The organism is Bradyrhizobium sp. WBOS08 (assembly GCF_024585125.1).
Lineage (GTDB): Bacteria > Pseudomonadota > Alphaproteobacteria > Rhizobiales > Xanthobacteraceae > Bradyrhizobium > Bradyrhizobium japonicum_B.
Window position 1 is genome coordinate 739,768 of the sequence record NZ_CP028988.1, and the last position, 23,254, is coordinate 763,021.

At 65.9% G+C, this 23,254-nt stretch carries 20 protein-coding genes, 1 tRNA gene and 1 pseudogene; 8 read left to right on the forward strand and 14 right to left on the reverse strand.

Features of this window, described 5'->3' with window-relative positions; translation table 11 throughout:
• Positions 1-314: 314 nt before the first annotated feature.
• The 5 genes from DCM80_RS03420 to mobB form a co-directional block, all read right to left on the reverse strand.
• A complete protein-coding gene (locus tag DCM80_RS03420) occupies positions 315-2,339 on the reverse strand; it encodes a cache domain-containing protein (protein WP_257195759.1) in 2,025 nt (674 codons plus the stop codon).
• Positions 2,332-3,765 carry a sigma-54 dependent transcriptional regulator gene (locus tag DCM80_RS03425; RefSeq protein ID WP_257195760.1) on the reverse strand — a complete coding sequence of 478 codons (1,434 nt, stop codon included), beginning with the start codon at positions 3,763-3,765 and terminating at the stop codon, positions 2,332-2,334. Before DCM80_RS03425 ends, DCM80_RS03420 begins: the two co-directional genes overlap by 8 nt.
• Before the next feature lie 124 nt (positions 3,766-3,889).
• Positions 3,890-4,123, reverse strand: a complete 234-nt coding sequence (locus tag DCM80_RS03430) for a sulfurtransferase TusA family protein (protein ID WP_257178057.1) — start codon at positions 4,121-4,123, stop codon at positions 3,890-3,892.
• Positions 4,124-4,168: 45 nt separating this feature from the next.
• Positions 4,169-5,425 (reverse strand): gephyrin-like molybdotransferase Glp, encoded by a 1,257-nt coding sequence (gene glp, locus DCM80_RS03435; RefSeq protein ID WP_257195761.1) that lies wholly within the window; start codon positions 5,423-5,425, stop codon positions 4,169-4,171.
• Positions 5,426-5,434: 9 nt separating this feature from the next.
• Positions 5,435-5,962: a molybdopterin-guanine dinucleotide biosynthesis protein B gene (gene mobB, locus DCM80_RS03440; RefSeq protein WP_257195762.1), complete on the reverse strand. Its 528-nt coding sequence runs from the start codon at positions 5,960-5,962 to the stop codon at positions 5,435-5,437.
• A 209-nt stretch (positions 5,963-6,171) separates the two neighbouring features.
• Here mobB and fdhD point away from each other — a divergent pair, with 209 nt between their 5' ends.
• Positions 6,172-7,062 (forward strand): formate dehydrogenase accessory sulfurtransferase FdhD, encoded by an 891-nt coding sequence (gene fdhD, locus DCM80_RS03445; RefSeq protein WP_257195763.1) that lies wholly within the window; start codon positions 6,172-6,174, stop codon positions 7,060-7,062.
• Complete coding sequence (mobA, locus tag DCM80_RS03450; RefSeq protein WP_257195764.1) at positions 7,043-7,684, forward strand: molybdenum cofactor guanylyltransferase MobA; 642 nt, start codon at positions 7,043-7,045, stop codon at positions 7,682-7,684. Before fdhD ends, mobA begins: the two co-directional genes overlap by 20 nt.
• A 5-nt stretch (positions 7,685-7,689) precedes the next feature.
• On the opposite strand, the gene DCM80_RS03455 is transcribed toward mobA, so the two are convergent.
• A complete protein-coding gene (locus DCM80_RS03455; RefSeq protein WP_257195765.1) occupies positions 7,690-7,989 on the reverse strand; it encodes a hypothetical protein in 300 nt (99 codons plus the stop codon).
• A 108-nt stretch (positions 7,990-8,097) separates the two neighbouring features.
• Between DCM80_RS03455 and DCM80_RS03460 the strand changes: the two genes are divergently transcribed.
• Positions 8,098-8,328 carry a hypothetical protein gene (locus tag DCM80_RS03460; RefSeq protein ID WP_257195766.1) on the forward strand — a complete coding sequence of 77 codons (231 nt, stop codon included), beginning with the start codon at positions 8,098-8,100 and terminating at the stop codon, positions 8,326-8,328.
• Between the two features lie 16 nt (positions 8,329-8,344).
• Here DCM80_RS03460 and DCM80_RS03465 read toward each other — a convergent pair whose 3' ends face one another.
• From DCM80_RS03465 to DCM80_RS03475, 3 genes are read right to left on the reverse strand one after another with little or no spacing between them, the layout of a single operon-like run.
• The gene (locus DCM80_RS03465) at positions 8,345-10,294 is read right to left on the reverse strand and encodes a molybdopterin biosynthesis protein (protein WP_257195767.1); all 1,950 of its coding nucleotides are present in this window, start codon (positions 10,292-10,294) and stop codon (positions 8,345-8,347) included.
• 12 nt (positions 10,295-10,306) lie between these two features.
• Positions 10,307-11,413, reverse strand: coding sequence for a molybdopterin-binding protein (locus DCM80_RS03470; RefSeq protein ID WP_257195768.1), 1,107 nt, complete (start codon positions 11,411-11,413; stop codon positions 10,307-10,309).
• 54 nt (positions 11,414-11,467) lie between these two features.
• Positions 11,468-12,295, reverse strand: a complete 828-nt coding sequence (locus DCM80_RS03475; RefSeq protein ID WP_257195769.1) for a substrate-binding domain-containing protein — start codon at positions 12,293-12,295, stop codon at positions 11,468-11,470.
• Positions 12,296-12,563: 268 nt separating this feature from the next.
• Here DCM80_RS03475 and DCM80_RS03480 point away from each other — a divergent pair, with 268 nt between their 5' ends.
• A complete protein-coding gene (locus DCM80_RS03480) occupies positions 12,564-13,457 on the forward strand; it encodes a helix-turn-helix transcriptional regulator (RefSeq protein WP_257178066.1) in 894 nt (297 codons plus the stop codon).
• 100 nt (positions 13,458-13,557) lie between these two features.
• Positions 13,558-14,787 carry an ABC transporter substrate-binding protein gene (locus tag DCM80_RS03485; protein ID WP_257195770.1) on the forward strand — a complete coding sequence of 410 codons (1,230 nt, stop codon included), beginning with the start codon at positions 13,558-13,560 and terminating at the stop codon, positions 14,785-14,787.
• 199 nt (positions 14,788-14,986) lie between these two features.
• On the opposite strand, the gene DCM80_RS03490 is transcribed toward DCM80_RS03485, so the two are convergent.
• Positions 14,987-15,949: a TAXI family TRAP transporter solute-binding subunit gene (locus DCM80_RS03490; RefSeq protein WP_257195771.1), complete on the reverse strand. Its 963-nt coding sequence runs from the start codon at positions 15,947-15,949 to the stop codon at positions 14,987-14,989.
• Between the two features lie 107 nt (positions 15,950-16,056).
• On the opposite strand from DCM80_RS03490, the gene DCM80_RS03495 reads away from it, so the two are divergent.
• Positions 16,057-17,031, forward strand: a complete 975-nt coding sequence (locus tag DCM80_RS03495) for a tripartite tricarboxylate transporter substrate binding protein (protein ID WP_257195772.1) — start codon at positions 16,057-16,059, stop codon at positions 17,029-17,031.
• Between the two features lie 335 nt (positions 17,032-17,366).
• A tRNA-Ile gene (locus DCM80_RS03500) sits at positions 17,367-17,442 on the forward strand.
• A gap of 58 nt (positions 17,443-17,500) precedes the next feature.
• Here DCM80_RS03500 and DCM80_RS03505 read toward each other — a convergent pair.
• The 4 genes and pseudogenes from DCM80_RS03505 to DCM80_RS03520 form a co-directional block, all read right to left on the reverse strand.
• Positions 17,501-17,977: a DUF3833 domain-containing protein gene (locus tag DCM80_RS03505; protein ID WP_257195773.1), complete on the reverse strand. Its 477-nt coding sequence runs from the start codon at positions 17,975-17,977 to the stop codon at positions 17,501-17,503.
• Positions 17,978-18,123: 146 nt separating this feature from the next.
• A pseudogene (locus DCM80_RS03510) lies at positions 18,124-18,574 on the reverse strand (hypothetical protein).
• Positions 18,575-20,111: 1,537 nt separating this feature from the next.
• Entirely contained in the window at positions 20,112-21,332 is a 1,221-nt protein-coding gene (locus tag DCM80_RS03515; protein ID WP_257195774.1) for an ABC transporter substrate-binding protein, read from the reverse strand.
• Positions 21,333-21,386: 54 nt separating this feature from the next.
• Positions 21,387-22,088 (reverse strand): DJ-1/PfpI family protein, encoded by a 702-nt coding sequence (locus tag DCM80_RS03520; RefSeq protein ID WP_257195775.1) that lies wholly within the window; start codon positions 22,086-22,088, stop codon positions 21,387-21,389.
• Between DCM80_RS03520 and DCM80_RS03525 the strand changes: the two genes are divergently transcribed.
• Positions 22,035-23,165, forward strand: a complete 1,131-nt coding sequence (locus DCM80_RS03525; RefSeq protein WP_257195776.1) for a GlxA family transcriptional regulator — start codon at positions 22,035-22,037, stop codon at positions 23,163-23,165. The two genes, DCM80_RS03520 and DCM80_RS03525, sit on opposite strands and share 54 nt — an antisense overlap.
• The last annotated feature ends 89 nt before the right edge of the window (positions 23,166-23,254 follow it).

Consider the following 23,254-nt stretch of genomic DNA (forward strand, 5'->3'; position numbering starts at 1 on the left):
GCACATCGGTTTGAGACCGGTCGCGTGCGGGGCTTGGCAGCCGCGCATGACCGGTCGGATTTCATGCCGAAGTGGAATCGTCTGGCGCGCATCGCCTCATGTGCGCCGAGCAAGCAACTGGTCGCGGGCGATGTCTCTTCGCTTCGCAAGCAGCGTTGCAGCGACGGCTTATGCGCCCTCGTCCCCCCTCAACACCCTGTCTTGAGATGAGCAACGCGCGTGCCAGAAATCACATCGTGATGATTCAACGACTTCCCGCAGCGCAATGTGCCGCGCCAGACAGAATGTCCGACATCCCGGGACAAAATGTCCGATCAACTCGCTTCCGGCAGCCACATCGTGAATGTGCTTCCGGAACCGAGGTGACTTTCGGCCGTGATCTGCCCGCCCTGGCGCTTGATCAGCGTCTGGCTGATGGAGAGGCCGAGCCCGGTGCCCTGCCGCCGTTTCGTGGTGTAGAAGGGATCGAAGATCTTCTCGATCACGTCTTCGCTCATGCCGATGCCGGTATCGGCGACCTCGATGGCGACGCCTCGATGGCCGTCGCGCTCGGCATCGAAGGATCGGAGCGTCAGGGTCCCGCCATCCGGCATGGCGTGGATCGCGTTGACGATGAGATTGACCAGCACCTGCTGCAGCTCGTTCCGGTTCATCAGCACGAGCCGGTCGGCGCGATCGTCCCTGACCACGGCGATCGCGGTCTTGTTCAGAAGATGCTGCACCAGCGGCAGGCAGTCGGAGATGACGCTGGCCGGCGCATGGCGCTCGACATAGCCGGCATATTCCTCCGGCCTCGCAAACTGCAACAGCTTGGTCACGATCTGGCTGATGCGGTGAATCTGCTCGTCGAGCAGGCGAAACTCGACCTTGGCCTTGTCGGCATCGGCTCCGAACACGCTGCGGATGACGTCGAGGTTGCCCTGCATCACCGCGATCGGATTGTTGATCTCGTGGGCAACGCCGGCGGTGATCTCGCCGATCGCCGCCAGCTTCTCGGACATGACGAGCTGCTTGGTGGTGGCCTCGAGCTTGAGATTGGCGTGCTCGAGGTCCCGGGTGCGCTCCAGCACGCGGACGTTCAGCTCCTCGTTCCATTCCCGCAGCTGCCGGTCGCGTTCCTGGATCTGGTCGAGCAGGCCGTCGAGATGAACCGCGACGCGGCCGATCTCGTCACCCGACGCCGGCATCTTGGTGCGGGCGGACAGGTTGCCGCGTTCCACCTCGGCGATCGTCGCCGTGACGCGCTCCAGCGGCATGAAGATGGAGCTCGCCCAGCGCAGGAAGATCGGCACGGTCGCGGCGGTGATGGCGACGAAGGCCGCGATGATGATCAGCAAGGTCTGGTATTTGGCTTCGCTGAACGGCTTCTCCAGAAAGCCGACATAGAGCATGCCGACCCGCTTGCCATAGCTGTCGACCAGCGGCTCGTAGGCGGAGATGTACCAGTCATTGACGACGAAGGCGCTGTCGAGCCAGGTGCGCCCCTCGCCCAGCACGGCCGAGCGCACCGCCGCCGACACGCGCGTGCCGAGCGCGCGCCGTCCCTCGAACAGACGGACGTTGGTCGAGATCCGCACGTCGTCCAGGAACAGCGTCGCAGTGCCCTGGCTGCCCTCCGGCAGGCTCGCGGCGCGATAGACGAGGTCGTTGATCGTGTCGATGAATTCGAGATTCTGGTTGAGCAGGGTGCCGCCGACCAGCGCCGCGGCGCTGCCGTCGGGCAGCATCGCCCGGCTCGCCGCATGCACCACCATGCCGCGCGTCTCCGTGCTGCGGTCGGTCGGCACCGCGTTCGGGGTCGGCACGAGGTCCAATCGCGCGCGCTCGGCCAGGGCCGGCGAAATCGCTGCGAGCTCGTCATTGCCGAAAATGTCGACGCCGGTCGCAGCGACCTGGCCCGACAGCGCCGACATGATGATCGGCCAGTCGCGTCGCGGTTGATGCTGCAGCGGCGGCGACGAAGCCAGGACCTCGCCGCGATCGTTGGTCAGATACAGGAAGTCGAGACCGATCTCCTTGCGGGTCTCGTCGAGCAGATCCCGCAAGGAACCGCGCGCATCCGGTGCCAGCACCTCGTGAAAGCGGGCCGACAGGCCGAGCGCGCGGACCTGGACGCCGGTCTTCTCCAGGATGCGGGCGAGATATTGATGGGCGATGGTGAGATCGCCGTTCACCTTGGAGATCAGGGTCGCGTCGAATTTCGCGTTCCAGCGATAGATCGCGACGCCGAGCAGGAGCGGCAGGATGACCAGCATCGGCAGCAACGCGATCGCGAGCAGCCGGAAGCGGACGGAGCGTCCCCGCACCAGCTCGCCGCTGCGGCCGGCAGCATCAGACATCCCACAACGCGCATTTGCGGTCGATGGTCTTGCGCGAGATGCCGAGGCGCCGGGCCGCCTCCTCGCGATTGCCGTTGACCTCCTTCAGCACGCCGAGAATGTGACGGCGCTCGAGCTCGGCGAGGCTGTCGGCGGGCGCCGACTGACCGTCGTTGCGGGGACCGGCGAAATCGTCGGGGAAGGCGCCGAGGATCAGTGTACGCTCGATCAGATTGCGCAGCTCGCGGACATTGCCCGGCCAGTCATAGCTTGCGAGCGCCGCCCGCACCGAGGCGTCGATCGGCACCGGCGGCATGCCGAGCTGGACCGACAGCTTGCTCATGAAGATGCCGGCAAGCTCCAGCACGTCGTCGCCGCGATCCTTCAGCAGCGGCAGGCGAATCTGCACCACGTTGAGCCGGTAGAACAGATCGGCCCGGAAACGCCCCCTCTCGACCTCCTTCTGAAGCTCGGCATTGGTCGCGAAGATGAAGCGCAGGTCGACCGGAACTTCACGCTCGGAGCCGACCGGGCGGACGCGGCGGTCTTCGAGCACGCGGAGCAGCTTGCTCTGCATCGGCAGCGGCAGCTCCCCGATCTCGTCGAGGAACAGCGTGCCGCCATGGGCATGCAGGAACAGGCCCTCACGCCCCGAATCGGCGCCGGTGAAGGCGCCCTTGATGTGTCCGAACAGCTCGGCTTCGATCATGTCGGGCGGGATCGCTGCGCAATTCACGGGCACGAACGGCTTGTCCGCGCGGTCGGACAGCGAGTGGATCGAGCGCGCCGCCACCTCCTTGCCGGTGCCGGATTCGCCGGTGAGGAGAACCGAGGTCGGCAGCGGCGCGACCCGCGCGATGGTCTCGCGCACGCGCAGCGTCGGTGCCGACTGCCCGATCAGGTTGTCGCGCAGAAAGGTGCGGTCGGACGAGGCCTGCAAGGCATAGCGCAGGACGTAGTTCTCGCGCTGGAGGCGCACACGGTCGAGGCATCTCGCCACCGCGTTGAGGATCTGGTTGGAGCGGAACGGCTTGAGCACGAAATCGGCCGCACCGGCGCGCAGGGCCTGGATCGCGGTGTCGAGGTCGGCAAAGGCGGTAATCAGGATGGCGTCGGCGAAAAAGCCGACGGCGCGTTGCTCGGCGAGCCAATCGACGCCGTTCTTGCCCGGCATGATGTTGTCGAGAATGACGACGTCGTAGCGGCTTGAATCGAGCTTGCGCGAGGCCTGGTCGGTATCGGCCGCCTCGTCCACCAGCTTGCAACGCGGTCCAAGCGTGCGCACCAGGAAATTGCGCATGCCCGGCTCGTCGTCGACGATCAGGATGGAGGCCTGCGCCAGCGCGCCGAACTCCTGCCCTGCAGTCGTCTTGCCGGGCTTGACGGCAGGCTCGCGGCCCGCCGCGGCAGGTGCGGCTGCGCTTGGCCTCGATGTTGAGAAAGTCATGCCCGATGTCTTAGGTTTGAGACCATCCACGCCACAGCCGGCGCCTTTCGCATTGCAGCGAAACCCGGCCGTTCTCCCCACGGCGCAGCATAGTCAAACGCCGCCGCCGTGAATATGCACCTTTCTACGAGCCAGCGCCCTTTTCGACCAGGAACACGATGCGGGCCTCGTTGCGCTCGGTGATCTCGACCTTGTCGCCGGTCTCGCGGATCAGATTCGGAATGTCAATCACCGACAGGGGATCGGTGCAATGAACCTCGAGCTGATCGCCGGGCTGCAATGGCTTGAGCGCCTTGCGCGTCTTCAGGGCGGGCAGCGGACATTTCAGTCCGGTGAGATCGAGCATCGTTCTGGTCATGGGCGCAACATGGCGGGACGAAGCGATGGCGTCAACGCAAGGCCGCTACAGCAGATCGGCGTAGGACAAGAAGCCGACATCCTGCCCCGGCTCGACGCCCGTGATGCTCTCGCCGAGCTCGACGAGGCCCTCGGTCTCGACCAGCGAGGAGAGGAGTCCCGCGCCCTCGCGCGGAAACTTGATGGCCTCGAGCCGGCCGTCCTGCGCGCGTTGCAGGGAAACGCGCACATATTCGCGCCGGCCCGCCTTCTTCTTGTAGGTAAACGCGGCGCGCAGCGGGATCGGCGTCAACGGCTCCGGCGAGCCGCCGGCCAGCGCCAGCACCGTCGGCCGCACCACATGGACGAACGTCACGAAGCTCGCGACCGGATTGCCGGGCAATCCGATCAGCGGCGTGCCGTCGATAATGCCCATCGCAACTGGCCGGCCGGGCTTGATCGCCATTCGCCACAGCACCAGCGAGCCGATGCTCTCGACCGCCGCCTTGACGTGATCCTCCTCCCCGGTCGAGACGCCGCCGGTGGTGAGGACCAGGTCGTGGCGACCCGCCACCTGCTTCAGGCCGTTCGCCAGCGAGGTCCGCTCGTCGCGCAGGATGCCGAGGTCGCTGACCTCGCAGCCGAGCCGGCGCAGCATCGCCATCAGCATGAAGCGGTTGGAATCGAACAGCTGCGAGGGCGCGCGCGGCTCGCCGGGCGAAGCCAGCTCGTCACCGGTCGAGAACACCGCGACGCGAATGCGCCTGACCACGTCGAGGCTGGTCAGACCGAACGCCGCCGCCAGCGCGACGTGCTGCGGCCGCAAGCGCTGGCCCGCGCGCAGCGCGACATGTCCCTGCGGGATGTCCTCGCCTGCGGGCCGGACATTGGCCCCACGCTTCAGCCCCGGCGGCAGAACGATCCTGCCGGCCGCATCGACGCGGACATCTTCCTGCATGAAGACGGTCTCGGCATCGGGCGGCATCGGCGCGCCCGTGAAGATGCGCGCGGTGTGGCCGGGCTTGATCGGTGCCTGGGCGAGCCCGCCGGCCTGGATGCGGCCATCCAGCGGGAACGCCTGCTCGGCGCTGACAGGAAGATCGGCGCTGCGCACAGCATAGCCGTCGACGGCGGAGTTGGTGAAGGGCGGCAACGGCAGCGGCGCCGCGACGTCGCGCGCCAGCACGCGCCCGTCTGCGTCGGTGAGCGCCACCGTCTCCAGATCGGCGATCGCGGCGACGCGCGCTGTGATCAGGCCGACGGCGTCGTCGACCGACATCATCGGGCCGCCGAAGGCAAAGCAATCGTCCGAGAGTTGCGCCATGGTGCCTCGTCAGCGTATCGCGGCGCTTGCCGCCACCACTTCGTCGACCGGCATCGCCGCGCGCACCAGCAACGCCGCAGCAGCCTCGATGTCGTCGAGATGGACAGTCGGCAGGTGCGTGTCAATGGCGGCGTCGGTCGCGATCCCGGCAATGCCGGGATCGCCGGGAAACAGCAGCGGCTTGCCGTTGGCCGCGCGATGCACCTCGATCTTGCGGTGCGGCTCGCGCTTGAAACCCTCGACCACGACGAGATCGACCGTAGACAGCTTGCCCAATAATTCCGGCAGCCGCGGCTCCGCCGCGCCGCGCAATTCATGCATCAGGGCCCAGCGGTTCGACGAGGCAACCAGCACCTCGGCCGCGCCGGCCTCGCGATGCCGCCAGGAATCCTTGCCGGGCACGTCGACATCGAACCGGTGATGCGCATGCTTGATCACCGAGACGCGCAGGCCCTGCGCGTTGAAATGCGGGATCAGCCGCGCCAACAGCGTGGTCTTGCCCGCCCCGCTCCAGCCTGCAAGGCCGATGACTTTCATTCCAGCTCCGTCGCTGCGCACGACTCAGTCTTTGGGTGGAACCGCCGGTCCGACCCCGTCATTGCGAGCGCAGCGAAGCAATCCAGACTGCCGCCGCGGAAAGATCCTGGATTGCTTCGCTGCGCTCGCAATGACGCCGAGGCGGCATTTACCTATTCTCGCCCATGCTTATATCGGCTTGACCCGAATGTCATGCTAACCTCGCCGCCATGATGAAGATCGACAAAGCTCCGGTGCCCCTGATCGTCCCCAACCCGGACGACCCGCGCCTGACCCAGAGCGTGACCGGCACCGACCAGACCGGCGCCAGGGTCGAGATCAAGGTGCCGATGGAGCGGCCGTTGACGCTCTACCTGAATGCGCAGGAGATCGTCACCATGATGACGATCGGCGACTATCCGGAATATCTGGCGCTCGGCTACCTGCTGAACCAGAACATGCTGAAATATGACGACGCGGTCACCGAGGTCGAATACGACGACGATCTCCAGGTGGTCGTGGTGCGCACCGAACATCACACTAATTTCGAGGCCAAGCTGAAGAAGCGCACGCAGACCTCGGGCTGCGCGCAGGGCACCGCTTTCGGCGACCTGCTCGAAGCCGTCGAGAGCGTCGCATTGCCGAAGGCGGAGCTGCGGACATCCTGGCTGTACCAGATGACGCAGACCATCAACACCATGCCCTCGCTCTATCTCGAGGCCGGCGCGATTCACGGCTGCGTGCTGTGCAAGGAGGGCACCCCGCTCTGCTACACCGAGGACGTCGGCCGCCACAACGCCGTCGACAAGATCGCCGGCTGGATGTATCGCCACGGCGTCGACGCTTCCGACAAGATCCTCTACACCACGGGGCGTCTCACCTCGGAGATGGTGATCAAGACGGTCCGCATGGGCATTCCGATCCTGGTGTCGCGCTCCGGCTTCACCGCCTGGGGCGTCGATCTTGCAAGGCAGGTGGGCTTGACGCTGGTCGGCCGCACCCGCGGCAAGCGCTTCATCGTGCTGGCGGGCGAGGAGCGCATCGTCTACGACCAGAACCTTGCTTACGTCGAGGAAGAATCGGCGAAGCACAAGCGCAAGGGTGAAGGTGGTGACGACTGAATTCCCGGCCACGCAAGGTGTGCTGCTCGCCGGCGGCCTCGCCCGCCGCATGGGGGGCGGCGACAAGCCGATGCGCAGCATCGGCGGTCGCACCATTCTGGACCGCGTGATCGCGCGCCTGAAGCCTCAATGCAGCGGGTTGATCCTCAATGCAAACGGCGATCCCGCGCGTTTCGCGGCCTTCGGCTTGCCGGTCGTCCCCGACGACGTGCCCGGCTTTCCCGGCCCGCTCGCCGGCATCCTCGCGGCACTGGACTGGGCTGCGGCGAACCGGACGGGCGTCGAATGGGTGCTCAGCGCCGCCGGCGACTGCCCGTTCCTGCCGCGCGATCTGGTTGCCCGCCTGCACGAGGCACGCGTGCGCGAAAACGCCCAGCTCGCCGTCGCCGCGTCAGGCGGGCAGTCGCATCCGGTGATCGGCCTGTGGCAGGTTGCCTTGCGCGACGAGCTGCGCCACGCGCTGGTCGTCGAAGACCTCCGCAAGATCGACCGCTGGACCGCCCGCTATCCGCTGGCGACGGTGACGTGGCCGGCCGAGCCGCTCGATCCGTTCTTCAACGCCAACACGGTCGAGGACATCGCCGAGGCCGAGCGGCTGGCCGCGCTGGATGACGCGGCCTAGCGGCGTTACGATTTCGGAAACTCGTTGAGAAGCTGCGCCCAGATGATCGCGAAGGCGATCAGGCCGCAAAGGCCGAGGGCCGTGGTGAATCGCGGCAGACGGCCGATCGCAACCAGCAGCCAGGCCGGCAGGAAGAACGCTCCGAAGACCATGCCGAGCGGAAACACCGCGAGCCATTGAAAGCCGCTGCGGTCCCCCTGCGGGACATTGGCGATGTGATAGAAGGTGTAGAGCCAGAACAGCGTACCGATCGCCGCGACGATGGCAGCGAACTTGCGGAAATTGAGGGGTGCGGACGCGGTCATGACCTGGCTCATGTTCCTTGGTCGTGGCGGCGGCCATCCAAGTTCATGACGCCCTGAACCGGACCCGGCTCCGCGGCGACCACTGACCGAACCTTGCCCGGATCAGCCATGACCGACTCGCTCTTGGATGTCATTTTCGATGTTGTCGATCTCGCCCTCGATGTTTCGGACGTGATCGATCGCACGAAGCCGCTGAGCAAGCCTGACACCGTCGAGGTCCCCCCGGAGGCAGAACCGCTACCGGCCACGGCGCAGCGTGCGCTGGCTGAAGCCCAGGAACGAAAGCGCCAGCGCGAGCGCGCCGATCAAGCCGCCAGCGGCGCCGACCAGGCGTCGTAGCCGTAGAGGCACCTCGCTATGCGGGCCGGAAGCCGGCCCGCTCCAGCGCCGCACGCGCCTCGTCCGAGCCGAGGGCGTCGAGAAACGCCTGCACCGCTGGACGGTCCTTGCGCGCCGTCACCAACGCAAAGTCGTAATGCTCTTCCGCGAGCGGAATGAAACCGAGGCCGGCCGCAGCGGCGACCGGCGCAATGGTCATGCCCCAATCGGCGCGGTACTGGGCGACGGCCGCCGCGACCGCGTTGTGCGACCGCGGCTGGTTCCAATAGCCTTCCGGGCGCGCGCCGCCGAGCAGCCGGTCGATCAGGATGCGCGTGCCGGCGCCCTGGTTGCGGTTCACCATGATGCAGGCGGGATCGGCGAGCGCAGCAGCCGCCGCTTGCTTCACGTCCAGACCTTCGAAACGCCGGTCGCCCTTGCGGAAGACAATGCCCTGCATCCGCCGCCAGCCCGGCACGAGTTCGAGCCCCTCGACGAGATAGGGGGTGTTGTAGGTCTCGCTTCTATCGTCGAACAGATGTATCGGCGCGACATCGCATTCGCCGCGCTTGGCGGCCGCGAGTCCGCCGAGGCTGCCGACCGCGATCGAGCGCACGGTCAGGCCGGCATGCGCGAGCCCGGCGGTGACGAGATCGAGGCCGGTGCAATGGCTGCCGACGATGACGAGATCGGGCACCCGCACATGCGGCGTGAACAGCGTCACCTCGGTTGCGGTCCCGGCCGGCATCTGGTCGGCGAGGGCGTCGATGCGCAAGAAACCGTCGGCCTGCGCGAAGGACGTGATCGCGCCGGACCCTTTGCCGGAGGGATAGGCGATCAGGCCATCCCTGCCCTCGACCAGCGAGACCATGACGAATTCGGTGCGACCGAGCTCGGACGCGATGCGTACCGGCACCGTCGCGTTCACCTTCGCATCGGAGCGTGGCGGCAGGCCGGCCAGCCTGCGCAGCACCGGCACGATCATGTCGTGGAAAGTGAACATGGCCGAGGTCGGAAAGCCCGGCAGGATCACCACCGGCTTGCCGTCGCACACCGCAAGGCACAGCGGCTTGCCGGGCTTGAGCGCGACGCCATGCGCGATGATGCCGGGCTTGCCGAGCCGGCCGATGATGCGATGGGACAGGTCGCCCGCGCCTTTCGAGGTGCCGCCTGACAACACCAGCATGTCGGCATCCGCGAGCGCGCCGCGCATGGCCGCTTCGAGCTTGGCTTCGTCGTCGGGAATGGCGCCGAGGAAGACCGCCTCGCCGCCGTTCTCGTCGATCGCGGCCGCGACGATGGCGCCGTTGGTGTCGTAGATCCCGGCGGGGGCGAGCCTCTGGCCGGGCTGGACCAGTTCATCGCCGGTGGAGATCACGGCCACGCGCGGCTTGCGCGCGACCTTCACCTCGGCGATGCCGCAAGCCGCCAGCATGCCGATCTCGCGCGAGCCGATGATGGTGCCGGCCCGCAGCAGCGCCTCGCCGCGTGCGATGTCGGATCCGGCATAGGACACGAATTGCCCCGGCGAGACGGCACGGCGAACCTCGATCGTGCCGGAGCCTGCCGGCTGGGTGTGCTCGACCATGACCACGGCGTCGGCGCCACGCGGCAGCGGACCGCCGGTGGCGATCGCCGTCGCGGTTCCCGGTGCAACTTGCAGCCTCGGCGCGGTGCCGCACTGGATCGTTTCGCCGTTCAACCCAAGACGCACCGGCTTGCCTTCGCCCGCCGCGACGAGATCCGCCGAGCGCACGGCAAAGCCGTCGACATTGGAGCGGTCGAAAGGGGGAACGTCGATCGGCGCCGTGATGTCTTCGGCGAGCGCTGTGCCAAGCGCATCGGCCAGCTTGCGCGGCTCGGCTGGAATCGAACGCGGGAACAACGCCGCCTCGAAGCGCGCCAGGGCGTCCTCCCGCGAGAGGATCTTGAGGAACTGCGCCTGTTCGAAGGCGCTGCGGTCTTGCGGCGGGGGGATCATCGTCATGCCGAACCCATATCACTCCCGGATCAGATAGGCATCGACCGGCACTCCCGCCGCAAATCCCTCGCTGTCGCCGGGAACGAGCAGCCATGCGTCGGCACCGGCGATGGCGTGGAACGGCCATTCCCCGATTGCGAGCGGCGTCCAGGCATCGCGCTCCTCGGCCAGCAGAACCATCTCGGCGATGCCGCCGCTGGATGCGATCTTGCGCGCGAGCGGCAAGGTGATGCGTCGGCGCGTCCGGCGCGCCGCCAGGCGATCGACGAGCGGCTGCACCAGCGCGAGCCAGGCCGCGAGCGCGGCATCCGGCGAGCCGGGCAAGGCGACGGCGGGAACCGGTCCGAGCCGACCGACCGCGGCAGTACGTCCAGGTTGAAGCGCAAGGCCGTGTGCCTTCACCTCGCCCCGCCGGGCCAGGGCCATCACGGCGGCGTCGCGGCGGCCGACGCCGCTGCCGCCGATGGTCAGCACGAGATCGCACGAGGAGGCGTCAAGCGCGTCGGCAATCGATGCTTCATCGCGCGCGCCGGCTTCGCGCGGCTCGACGTCCAGCCCTGCCGAGCGCGCGAGACCGGCGATCATGTGCATCGTTGCCGTTGCACCCGGGACATTGACGATGCGCAGGCGCGGCCGCCGCACGCCGAGCTTCGCCAGGCCCGCAACACGTGCGAGCAGCAGATCGGCCGCACCGACCGGAGAGCCCTCGGCCCCCGCAGGCGTGCGCGCCGCGAGGTCGCTGCCGGCGCGCCTGACGCCCTGCCCCGGCACGGCCTCCGCCAGCACCTGCACGAGCAGCCCGGACACCTCCACCGCGTCGGCATCGAGCACGCAGTCGCATCCCGCCGGCATCGCGTCGCCAGCCTCGATCCAGGCCGGGGCTTTCGTCAAAGGCAGCGGAGAATAAGAGGATGCGCCGACCAGATCATTGGCGCGGAACGCCCAGCCGTCCGTGGCGGCAATGTCGTGCGGCGGATGGGCCGCAAGCAACGGCGTGCCCGCCGCGATGCACCCGGCCGCATCGCGCAGCGGCAACTCCACCGGCGCGAGCGGCGCGAGCCCGTTCAGCAATGCGGCGAGCGCGGTGTCGAGCGGCGTCAGCGAAGGCGGCAGGCGCTGGGTCATGCGCCATGATGGACCATGCATCGCCCGCTTTGGCAACCGCCGGCGATGTGGGTCTCAGCCCCCGGACCGGTCCGAATTCGGGAAGAACAGCTGCTGACCGTCGACCTTGTAGGCGGCGATCGCCGCCTGCCCCTCCGGCGAGGTCAGCCAGTCGATGAAGCTCTGCGCGAGATCCTTCTTCACGTTGGGAAACTTCGCAGGATTCACCAGCATCACGCCGTACTGATTGAGCAGCCGCCGATCGCCTTCGACGACGATGTCGAGATCGCCGCGATTCCTGAACGAGATCCAGCTGCCGCGATCCGACAGCACATAGGCATTCGCGGCGCGCGCGGCGTCGAGGGCCGAGGCCATGCCCTGCCCCGCCTCGCGATACCAGGCGCCCTTGGCGGCCGCGATGTCGATACCGGCGACGATCCAGAGCGCGAGCTCCGCGGCGTGGGTGCCCGACCGATCGCCGCGCGTCACGAACGGCGCGCCCTTGGCCTCGATCGCCTTCAGCGCGGTGGCGATGTCCTTGCCCTTCACCGCCGCGGGATCGCTCTTCGGCGCGATCAGAACGTAGTCGTTGTACATCACGTCGAAGCGCTTCACGCCAAACCCGTCGGCGACGAATTTCTCCTCCTGCGGCCGTGAATGCATGAGCACGACGTCGGCCTCGCCGCGGCGCGGCCCGTCGAGCACCTCGTCGGCGCGCCGCGCGATCACGGTCACCTCGATGCCGGTCTTGTCGCGGAAGATCGGCAGCAGATAGTCGAGCAGACCGGATTCCTGGGTCGCGGTCGTGGTGGCGAGGACGATGCTGCGGTCCTCGGCGAATGACGCCGCAACGCCCACGGTGAGGCCGCAGAACAGCGCGAATGCAACGGACAGGCGGCCCATGATCAGGTTCCCATTGGCTATGGCGCGATCATGATGCGGATCGAATGCGCCGCACTCGTGACGCGTTGGCGCGCTCCGCGCGCTCCAATCCGGGAAATTTCGGCAAGGCTGCACGCTTCTGAATCATTCACCACAGCAGAAATCGCATGCGAGGATGTGTTGCAAAGCAGCGAGATGATCAGGCATGGTTCCCGCGAACTCTTGAAATGCAGAATTCCAACCTGCGTCGAACGTCAAGAAGAAGCAAGAATTTGCATAGGAATGCAGGATGGAATTCCTGACGACCAGCGAAGCGGCCGACTATCTTCGGCTCGGCGAGCGCAAGCTCTATGAACTCGTCACCACCGGCGCGATCCCCTGCACCAAGGTGACCGGGAAGTGGCTCTTCCCGCGACACGAACTCGATCTCTGGGTGCTGTCGGGCCTCGCGCGTCCGGCCGGCATGCTAATCGCGGAGCCGCCGCCGGTGGTGGGCGGCAGCCAGGACGAGCTCCTGGATTGGAGCCTGCGCGAATCCGGCTCGGGCCTGGGGTCGATCAGCGAGGGCAGCGTGCGCGGGCTCGAGCGCCTGCAGCGCAACGAGGTGATGGCGGCGGCAGTGCACTTTCACGGGCGGGACCCTTCCGACGATGTCGCCGGGGATGCCAGTGTCGAAGCGGTGCGCGCGGCGCCCGACCTGCATGATGCGGTGCTGGTGGCGTTCGTGCGCCGCGAGCAGGGGCTCGTGCTGCCGCCAGGAAATCCCAAGCAGCTGCACGGCCTGGCCGACGTGCTCGCGCTCGGCGCCCGGATGGCGATGCGGCAACAGGGCACCGGGGCGCAGATGCTGCTCGACGTGCTGCTGAAGCGCACCGGCGCCACGACGCGGGATTTGCGCCGGGTCGAGACACCGGCTCTCACCGGCCCGGACCTTGCCGAGCTGGTCCGCGCCGGCCAGGCCGATTGCGGCATCGCGACGCGTGCGGCCGCGCGCTCGGCGGGGCTCGATTTCGTGCCGCTGGTCTGGGAAAATTTCGACCTCGCGATGCGGCACCGCAGCTATTTCCGCCCCGCCATGCAGGCCCTGCTGCGGTTTCTCGGCGAAAGACGGCTGCGCCAGCGCGCCGAGGAACTGACCGGCTACGATCCCTCGGCCGCGGGCCAAATCCGGTTCGCAGCCTGACATTGACGCCCGCCCCCAAATAGTTGCAAAAGAAACCAATTCAGCCGGCGGCACAGCCGGGGCAACACCGGCCAACGCGCCGGACAAGGGGAGGAGACGCGTGAATCCAACGAGATTTGGACTGCCGGCCGCGGCCGGCTTTGCCGCAACGTTCCTGGCGGCGACGCTGATGTCGGGCGCCGCCATGGCGCAGCTATCCGACGACGTCGTCAAGATCGGCGTGCTCACCGACATGAACGGCCCGGCCTCGGCGCCGACCGGCCAGGGTTCGGTGACGGCGGCGCAGATGGCGATCGACGATTTCGGCGGCACCGTGCTCGGCAAGCCGATCAGCGTCGTGATCGGCGACCACCAGCTCAAGGCCGATATCGGCGGCACGATCGCGCGGCGCTGGTACGACGTCGAGCAAGTCGACCTGATCGTCGACGTGCCGGTCTCCGCGGTGGGGCTCGCGGTGCAGAACGTCGCCAACGAGAAAAAGCGGCTGTTCATCACCCATTCCACCGGCACCGCGGACTTCCACGGCAAGTTCTGCTCGCCTTACGCGATCCAGTGGGTGTTCGACACCCGCGCGCTCGCGGTCGGCACCGCGGACGCGGTGGTCAAGCGCGGCGGCGACAGCTGGTTCTTCATCACCGACGATTACGCCTTCGGCCATTCGCTGGAGCGCGACGCCTCCGCGGTCGTCACCGCCAATGGCGGCAAGGTGCTGGGCTCGGTGCGGCCGCCGCTGGCAACGCCGGATCTCTCCTCCTTCGTGCTGCAGGCGCAGGCCTCCAAGGCCAAGATCATCGGCATCGCCGCAGGTCCCCCCAACAACATGAACGAGATCAAGACCGGCTCGGAGTTCGGCGTGTTCAAGGGCGGCCAGCAGATGGCGGCGCTGCTGGCGCTGATCACCGACATCCACGGCATCGGCCTGCAGGCCGCGCAAGGCCTGCTGCTGACCACCTCGTTCTATTGGGACATGGACGACAAGACCCGCGCATGGTCGAAGCGCTATTTCGCCAAGATGAACAAGATGCCGTCGATGTGGCAGGCCGGCGTCTATTCCAGCGTGATGCACTATCTCAACGCCATCAAGGAGGCGGGCACCGACGATCCGCTCAAGGTCGCCGCCAAGATGCGCGAGAAGCCGATCGAGGATTTCTTCGCCCGCAACGGCAAGCTGCGTGAGGACAATCTGATGGTGCACGACCTCTGGCTGGTGCAGGTGAAGACGCCGGAGGAGAGCAAATATCCGTGGGACTATTACAAGATCCTGACCACGATCTCCGGCGACAAGGCGTTCGGCCCGCCGGACCCGGCGTGCCCGCTGGTGAAGAAGTGAGATTGGCGAGTATGAGGCCGCGATGACGGTGCCCCCTCTCCCCTTGTGTGTTCAGACCGGGGAGAGGGTGGATTCGCGGAGCGAAGCCGGGTGAGGGGTTCTCTCCGCGAGTCCAGCTATCATTTGAACGCGCGGAGAGAACCCCTCATCCGGCGCTTCGCGCCCCCTTCTCCCACAGGGGGAGAAGGGGGTAAGAGAGCTATCTCACCATCCCGATCTCGCGGAAGTATTTCATCACGCCCGGATGGATCAGCTCCATCTTCGGCGCGGCGGCGACGGTGTTCGACGCGGTCGTCTCGCAGGCCTGGGCGAGCTTCTGGCAGAACGCAGCCCCGACGCCGTGCAGCGTCTTCGTGAGGCGATAGGCGAGATCGTCGGGCAGATCCTCGCGCGTCAGCACGAAGCTCCACGATCCCAGCGAAGCGATCGGCGCGTCCTGCTTGGGATAGCTGCGCGCCGGCACCAGCAGCGGCTTCAGGAACGAATGCTTGGCGCGGATGCGCGTCATCTCCTCAACGCTGGGCGCGATGAAGCGCGCGCCCGCGGCGCTCGATGCCACCGCGGCAAAGCCGGGCCAGCCGATGCCCGCGCCCCAGAGCGCAGCGACTCGGCCGTCCTCGACCATCGCAGGGCCGTCGCCGGCGCGGTCGAGATAGACCGCCTTGAAGTCCTCGTCCTGCTTCAGGCCGATGCCGTCGAGCACGTAGCGCGCCAGGATCGGCAGGCCCGAGCCCCTGGCGCCGAACGCGACAGGCTGGCCGACGAGATCGCGGATCGTCCTGTAGGGACTGTCCGCGCGCACCACGAACATGCCGGGGTTGGAATAGATCGCGGTGAGGATCTTCAGGCGCACGGGCGCGCGGCCGATGCCGGCGAAGGCCTCGTAGGCCGGCTCGCCCGCGACCAGCGCGAGATCGAGCTCGCCCTTCTCCAGCAGCGGGATGTTTTCGCTGCTGCCCTTGGTGTTGCGCGGCGCGATCGAGAGGTGCGGATCGGCCGCGTTCATCACCTCGGCGAAGGCGTTGCCATAGAGCGGAAAGCCGCCGCCCGGCGTCGCGGTGCCGAGGCTGAGTGTCGTGGTCGGAATGGCCGTGGCTCCGGTTTGAGCGGCAAGCGGGCTCGAGAGCAGCGCCGCGCTGACGAGGATGATCGCAAATCGCATGGTCGTCCCTCGGGGGCCCGCGTCAACAGCGACCTGCGGCGATGTAGGCAGCGGCCCGATTCTGTGAAAGCATGCCCCCAAGCACAATAGAAAAATGGGGAGATCTCATGTTGCGAATTCTGCGGTGCGGTGTTGTCGGGCTCGCGGTCCTCACAGGTCTTTTCAGCGCCACGCCTCCCGCCTCCGCCGCCTATCCCGACCGCCCCATCCACTGGCTGATCGGATTTTCCGCCGGCGGCCCGGTCGACATCGTGGCGCGGATCATGGCGCAATGGCTGTCGGAGCGGCTCGGCCAGCAGGTCATCGTCGAGAACCGCACCGGCTCCGGCGGCAACATCGCCGCCGCCGCTGCGATCAACTCGCCGCCGGACGGCTACACGCTGCTGTTCGTCGCGCCCAACAATGCGATCTCGACCTCGCTGTACAAGAAGCTGCCGTTCGACTTCCTGCGCGACACCGCGCCGGTCGCGAGCATCATGCAGCTCACCAACATGCTGGTCGTCTCCAACGCGTTTCCGGCCAAGACGGTCCAGGAGTTCGTCGACTATTGCAAGGCCAATCCCGGCAAGATCTCCTTTGCCTCGTCCGGCAACGGCACCTCGGTGCACATGTCGGCCGAGCTGTTCAAGGTGCTGACCAAGTGCGACATGGTGCACGTGCCCTATCGCGGCTCGGCCATCGCCTTCCCCGACATCATCTCCAACAAGGTGCAGCTGATCTTCGACAACCTGCCCTCGGCCATGGAGCAGGTGAAAGGCGGCAACGTCCGCGCGCTGGGCGTGACCTCGCCGCAGCGCTGGCCGAGCGTGCCCGACGTGCCCGCGATCGCCGAGACCGTGCCGGGCTTCGAATCGGTCGGCTTCTACGGCATCTCCGCGCCGAAGGGCACCCCGCCCGAGGTGATCGAGACGCTCAACAAGGCCGTCGGCGAAGCGCTGAAGGATCCCAAGCTGGTGGCCAAGCTCGCCGAGACCGGCGGCATCCCCAAGCCGATGACGCCGGCCGAGTTCGGCAAGCTGGTCGCCGACGAGACCGCGAAGTGGCGCAAGGTGGTCGAGTTCGCAGGCGTCTCGGTGGATTAGCGAAGGGCTTGGCGGCGCCGCCGGCGCGACACCAGGAGGGGCTCAGGAGGGTCCCTCCAATCAAAAAGTCGCAAAACAACCCCATGCACAGTAGACGGGGCCAGTGATTTCAATGGGTTAGCGGACCGGAAAACCGAGCCCTGACGAGGTGGTTTTGCTGCGTCGGGCAAAACAGGGGTATACAGGCATCATCCGCAGTTTCGGTTATTTGAAAACCACCGTTGATGGAACGCCGCCGTTCCATCCCCCACAGCCAACATTGCACCCCCGCCTCCATCCCTGTAAACGAACCGCGCACCGTTGCCGGCCGCGTTCCCGCGAGCTGTCTCGCGGCGGGGCCTGTAGCTCAATGGTTAGAGCCGGCCGCTCATAACGGTCTGGTTGCAGGTTCGAGTCCTGCCGGGCCCACCAGCCTTCGCGAGCTTCGGCTCGGCGAGCCAGCGCCACGAACTCCTAACGAAGCGAAAGCTTAAATCCTCCTGTACGTCACATGCCCCGTCGCGAACGGAACGCCCGCGCGCCCGGCGCTTCCCCGCACGATGCACGCCCGCTCATCGATCGCGTAGAACCAATCATCGAAGTTCAGCTTGAACGACTTTCCATCGCCCTGGGGCGTGTCGCGCGTGTACTTCCAATGAAACGCGCAACCCGCCTGCTCGCCGGTGGCGTCGCCTTCGAGGCGATTCTCGTGGCCGGTGTACTGGCCTTCGCCTAGCTTGTGAATCGTCCAGCGCAGCGTGTCGCTATGGCCGTCATCGAAGGTGTAGGTTTCGGTCAGGACGACGGTGTCGGTGTCCGCGTCCAGTTCGCCATGAGCTTTGATCGACGCGCGCTTCAGAAGCCCGCCGACGAGGCTTTCGACCACCGCCCAACCTTCCAGACGGCCGACGAAGAACTGCTCGGGAAGAAACACCGGCGTGGTGCCGGCGAACGCATCAATGGCCATGGCTTTTCCTCCGAGACTGACGGGGACATAAGACGCCTCTCGGCCTCAGGTTCCTCGGAGGAAACATGCCTGGATCGGCCGCGCGCTTGCACACGCGAGATCGGACTCGCCATTCGCCACAGCCGACCGCCAACGACGAAAACGGACTACGCCGGCAAGGGCGCGTTGGCAGTGCCTCGTGAGGCGCGAAGGGCCGCATCCGCGTTCTCGGCGCGTTGGCCGAAATCGCCTCTCAGCGCCATGAGGGCGCGGCGTTCTTCCTCGATTTCGTAGGAGGTGCGAAAGCCCAGTTTCCTCAGCACCGGAATGGGCGGGCACCACCCCTGGACGGCGTGCTGGAACAGAAAGCTGGTGACCAGCGCCGGAAGCGCCAGCCAGCGCCTGTCGCTGGTGGCCGCCAGCACGGTGCCGGTGAATCCGACCACCGCTGCGTTCGCCTCGATGGCTCTCTCGATATCCCACTCCCGATCGATCTCACGCAAACGATCGCCGATCTGATCGCGGTGTTCGGCGAAATAGGGCCTGCATCGTGCGCCTGATCCGACGATTGTCGATCTCGGACGAATGCAGAGGCACCCGGTTCCGCGTCGTGGTCATTTGGGCCGCTCCCTATGCTGACCAGATGACGTTCGCTGATCCGATTTGTTCCCGACCGCAATCGCCCGGTTCGGCGCCACCAAAGCGCGACGAACCTTCGATTCCGCGGACATCCATTGGAATGGCGGGGTCGCGCTCACTGCCTGCAGCTGCGCTTGACTATCTGCTCCAGGGCGAACGTGGCTCAGCCGGAATCCGACCAACCGGATCCGTTTTCAGACACTCACCGCGATCGGTGGTGAAAGCCGTGGTATTGGGCAACGCCAGGCGTCGTCTCATAAGCGCTGCCGGGCCCAAACAAGGGAGCCGCGCCGCCAGGGCGTTCCAGGCCCATTCTGCCTGCCGGCGTCAGTTCGCAGTCGTTCAACACATCCCGATCGGGATATTGCGCCTGAAACGAATTTGGATCTTGAATCGCCCACAACGGGCACTGGGCGCTTGCAGAGCTTATCGCGCCAACTGACATCATCGCTGCAACAACAAAGGTCCTGAATCCAGTCATGGTCGTGCTCCATACGGATGTTGTTTTTCGTGCGGAGCATTCGCGCTGGTTCGAATCGGCTGCTCTGTTGAATGCGTTTCCTTCGAATTTCTTGGATGAACATCAGGTGGGTATTCGCTCGGCGCAAAAAAGGTGGCGAACAATCACGGCTGCGCGAATGGCAAATCGGTTTGCTCATCATTGAGTGACGCACACCCGCGTCTCCGCATATCGAAGTCGCGTCACATCGGACACATTCGCCAAAGTCGCTCCAAAATCGGCTGCTGAGTGCAAAAGCCATGCGAGATCACGAAGCCGAGTGCGGCGTTTACAGATACGCACGAATTCGACCGTCAACCGGCGCTTAATGCCGAGGACGTTACCGATCTTGCAGGCGTGGTCGATTGCGAAGGCGTGGACCGAGGCTCATCTAACTTCTCATCGTAGGTCTATCGGAGAAACTACCATGCGATCAGGTGTCGTTTTGAGCCTTTTGATTGTCTTATGTGCACCCGTCAGCGCCGCAATGGCAGGCCAGGTCCATCGGCACCATGCGAAGGCGCATTCTCGTGTCTTGACGACTGGGACCGCTGCGGCCTTGGCTTATTCACCGGCACGGCCGGACCGCCATCGACCGACCCAGAACTATGATGATCGACCAGAACCAGGCTATAATCCGTACGAGAGATGGGGTGGTTAACACCCCTCGCCGCCGACCTGGCGCCTTTCGAGCGCGGCGAGATTGGCCCCACCTATTCCGCGCGGCTTGTCGCTCGAGCGCCGAGCGCGAAACATCACGATCGGCCATATCGAGGCGGACGGCAGAACTTCTGGACCAAGAGCAACAATCGCAGTCGCTTCATCGTCAGATTTCAAATGCAGCTAGGCGCGATGCGAGAACCGAAACTGATTCCGGCCACTCAACAGCACACCAGTTTCGCACCAGAAACGATCGAACCCAAACGAAACGCGGCAAAATCGACGACGCACAATCAGGTCAGGCTGTTCCGCGATAAACCGACAAGTTGACGCTCTTCGCCGATGGTCGCCACATTCTCAAAGCCCCCGCTTCACCAGCGGGCATTCACTGTCGGCCAAGGGCGCATAGACGTCGCCGCTCGGGATCTTTCCGAGCACGTTGTAATATTCCCAGTTCGACTTGACCTCGGAAGGCTCCTTCACCTGGACGAGGTAGAAGTCGTGCACGAGCTTTCCGTCCTCGCGCACCGTCGCCCCGCGGGCGTAGAAGTCGTCGACGGGAGTGGAGCGCATCTTCTCCAGCACCGGATCCGTTGCATCGGTGCCTACCGTTGCAACGGCCTTCAGATAGTGGCTGACGCCTGAATAGACCGCGGCCTGCGGCGCCGTGGGCATCGTGCCGCGGAGCTTGTAGAAGCGTTCGCCGAAGGCCCGGGTCTCCTCGTTCAAGGCCCAGTACCACGCCGTGAGCGTCGTCAGGCCCTTGGCGGTTTGCGGGCCCATGGCATGGACATCGCTGATGAACATCAGTTGAGCCACGGGCTTCTGGCTCCCCGTATTCATGCCGAACTCGTTCCACTGCTTCATGAGGGTCACGAGCTGCTCGCCGGCATTGGCGAAGGCGATGACCTTGGCTCCGGATGCCTTCGCCTGCAGGATGAACGAGCTGTAATCCGCATTTCCGATCGGGTGATACACGGCGCCAAGCGACTTGCCGCCTGCCTGCGCCAGCACGCGTTGCGACTCCGACACCATGTTCTTGCCGAACGCGTAATCGGCGGCGATGAAGTACCAGGTGTCGTAGCCCTGCGAGAGCAGCGTGCGGATCGGGCCCGATACCAGATTGTAGGAATCGTGGAGCCAGGCCAGCCCGGTGCGCGCGCATTGCTTGCCCGCAAGCTCGGTCGTCGCCACCGCCGAATAGATCGCAATCCTGTTCTTGTCGCGTGCCAGCGACTGGATCGCCAGTCCGACCGCGGAGTTGGAGACGTCGGCAACCATGTCGACGCCGTCGACGTCGAACCATTTGCGGGCGATGCCGACGCCGATATCCGGCTTGTTCTGGTGGTCCGCGGCCAGAATTTCGACCTTGATCGACGGGACCGCTTTCTGGAAATCCTCTGCAGCCATTTTGGCGGCTGTGACGGAGCCCGGTCCCGACAAGTCGGACAGCGGTCCGGTCTGGTCATTGATGATGCCGATCCGGACGCCGCCGCCGGAGATTTCGCCCGCCGTGGCGGGAACGCACGATCCGATGAAGGCCCCAAAAATCAGAAGTGTAGCGACGCGGCAGTTCATGCGAGTACCTTTCCAATGCTGGCGTTGGGGCCTTCCTCCCATTGACGAGCGAGCTTAAGCGGCCGCTCTTGATTTGAGTTTCGCAGCCGCCTTCTGGACGGCCGCCGCGCGCTTGCGAAGCCAGGGCTCGGCGTCCGCGCGCATGCGGGCGACCAGTTCGGGCGGCGCATTCTGCACCGTGATGTCGAACGGCGGCTGCGGCTGATATTCCAGCATGAGCTGGAGGTTCTTCGCGACGTCCTCGCCGCAGAGCTCGGCGGCGACCTGAAAACCGAAATCGATTCCTGCAGTCACGCCGCCGCCGGAAATGCGGTTGCGGTCGACCACGACGCGGTCGTCGACCGCAATCGCGCCGAAGGCGGCAAGCTGGTCGCTCATGAGCCAATGGCAGGCCGACTTGTATCCGTCGATGAGCCCCGCGGCGCCGAGGATCAGGCAGCCCGCGCAGACCGAGGTGATGTAGCGTGCCGATCCACCCTTGTCGCGAACGAAGGCGATCACCTCGTCATCATCCATGGTGTCGACCTGCCCCGGCCCGCCGCCGATGCAGAACACGTCGAGATCCGGACAGTCGGCGAACGTCGTGGTCGGCAGCAGCGGCAGACCGACGTCGCTAACGACCGGCTCGATGCGCTTCCACAGCAGATGCACCCGAGCGTTCGGCAGGCGGGCGAAGACTTCGAAAGGCCCGGTGACATCCAGTTGAGTCATCCCGGGATAGTACAGAATTCCGATCTCGATCCGCTTGCCGGACATGCATCGCTCTCCTCTTTGGAACGAAGGCATGTTGACAGGCCGGCCGGTTTGCCGAAATGTCAGAACACACGCAATTCCTGCCAAGGCTCGCCGATGGCTCGTTCTGCCGCCCGCCGTGTCGTCTTCGTCCTGTTCGAGGATTGCCTGCTGCTCGATTTCGCCGGGCCGTTGCAAGCCTTCGAGCTTGCCTGCGAAACGTCGGAGGCCGGGCGCGCGCCCTATGTCTGGCAGGTCTGCTCGTTGAAGGGCGGCCCGGTCAAAACCTCGTCCGGGCTGGAGGTGACGACGACTGCGCTCTCCGACTGTGCCCGCAAGGATATCGACACCCTCATCGTGGGTGGCGGCCCCGGCGTCCATCGCGCCGCTGCCGAGGCCGGATTGGTCGACTGGTTTCGGTCAGCCGCGCCGAAGGTCCGGCGCGTCTGCTCTGTTTGCACCGGCACGTTCGTCCTGGCCGCGGCCGGCCTGCTCCACGGACGAAGCGCGGTCACCCATTGGAGCTCCTGCGACCTGCTGCGCGCCCAACATCCTGACATCTCGGTCCTGGTCGACCCTGTGTTTGTCCACGACCGCGGAGTCTGGACGTCGGCCGGCGTGACCGCGGGCATCGATCTCGCGCTCACGCTGCTGGAAGACGATCTCGGACACCGCGAGGCCATGCGCGTCGCACGGCGCATGGTCGTGTTCCTGAAACGGCCCGGCGGACAGGCCCAGTTCAGCGTGCCGCTGTCGCTGCAAACCTCCGAAGACAGGGCCTTCGAGAATATCGCGGCCTGGATGCAGGACAATCTCAGCCGCGATCTGCGCGTCGAGAGCCTGGCCGAACGAGCGGGCATGAGCCCGCGCACCTTCGCGCGTGTTTTCCGGCAGAAGACCGGCCGCACGCCCGGCAAGGCGGTGGAAGAGCTGCGCGTCGAGGCCGCCCGCCGGGCGTTGGAAGAATCGGCGTCGAGCATCAAGGAAATAGCGGCCCGCGCCGGATTTCAGAGCGAGGAGCATTTGCGGCGCGCTTTTCGCCGCCGCCTGAATGTGCTGCCGCAGGATTATCGCGTTCGGTTCTCTCAGGGGCAGGATTAGCGGCGCAAGGTTTTCGCGCAAGGATTCACTCAAAGACAAGCGCAACCAATGTGCTATCCTCGGCGTCGAAAGCAGCACCGGAGTCCCCC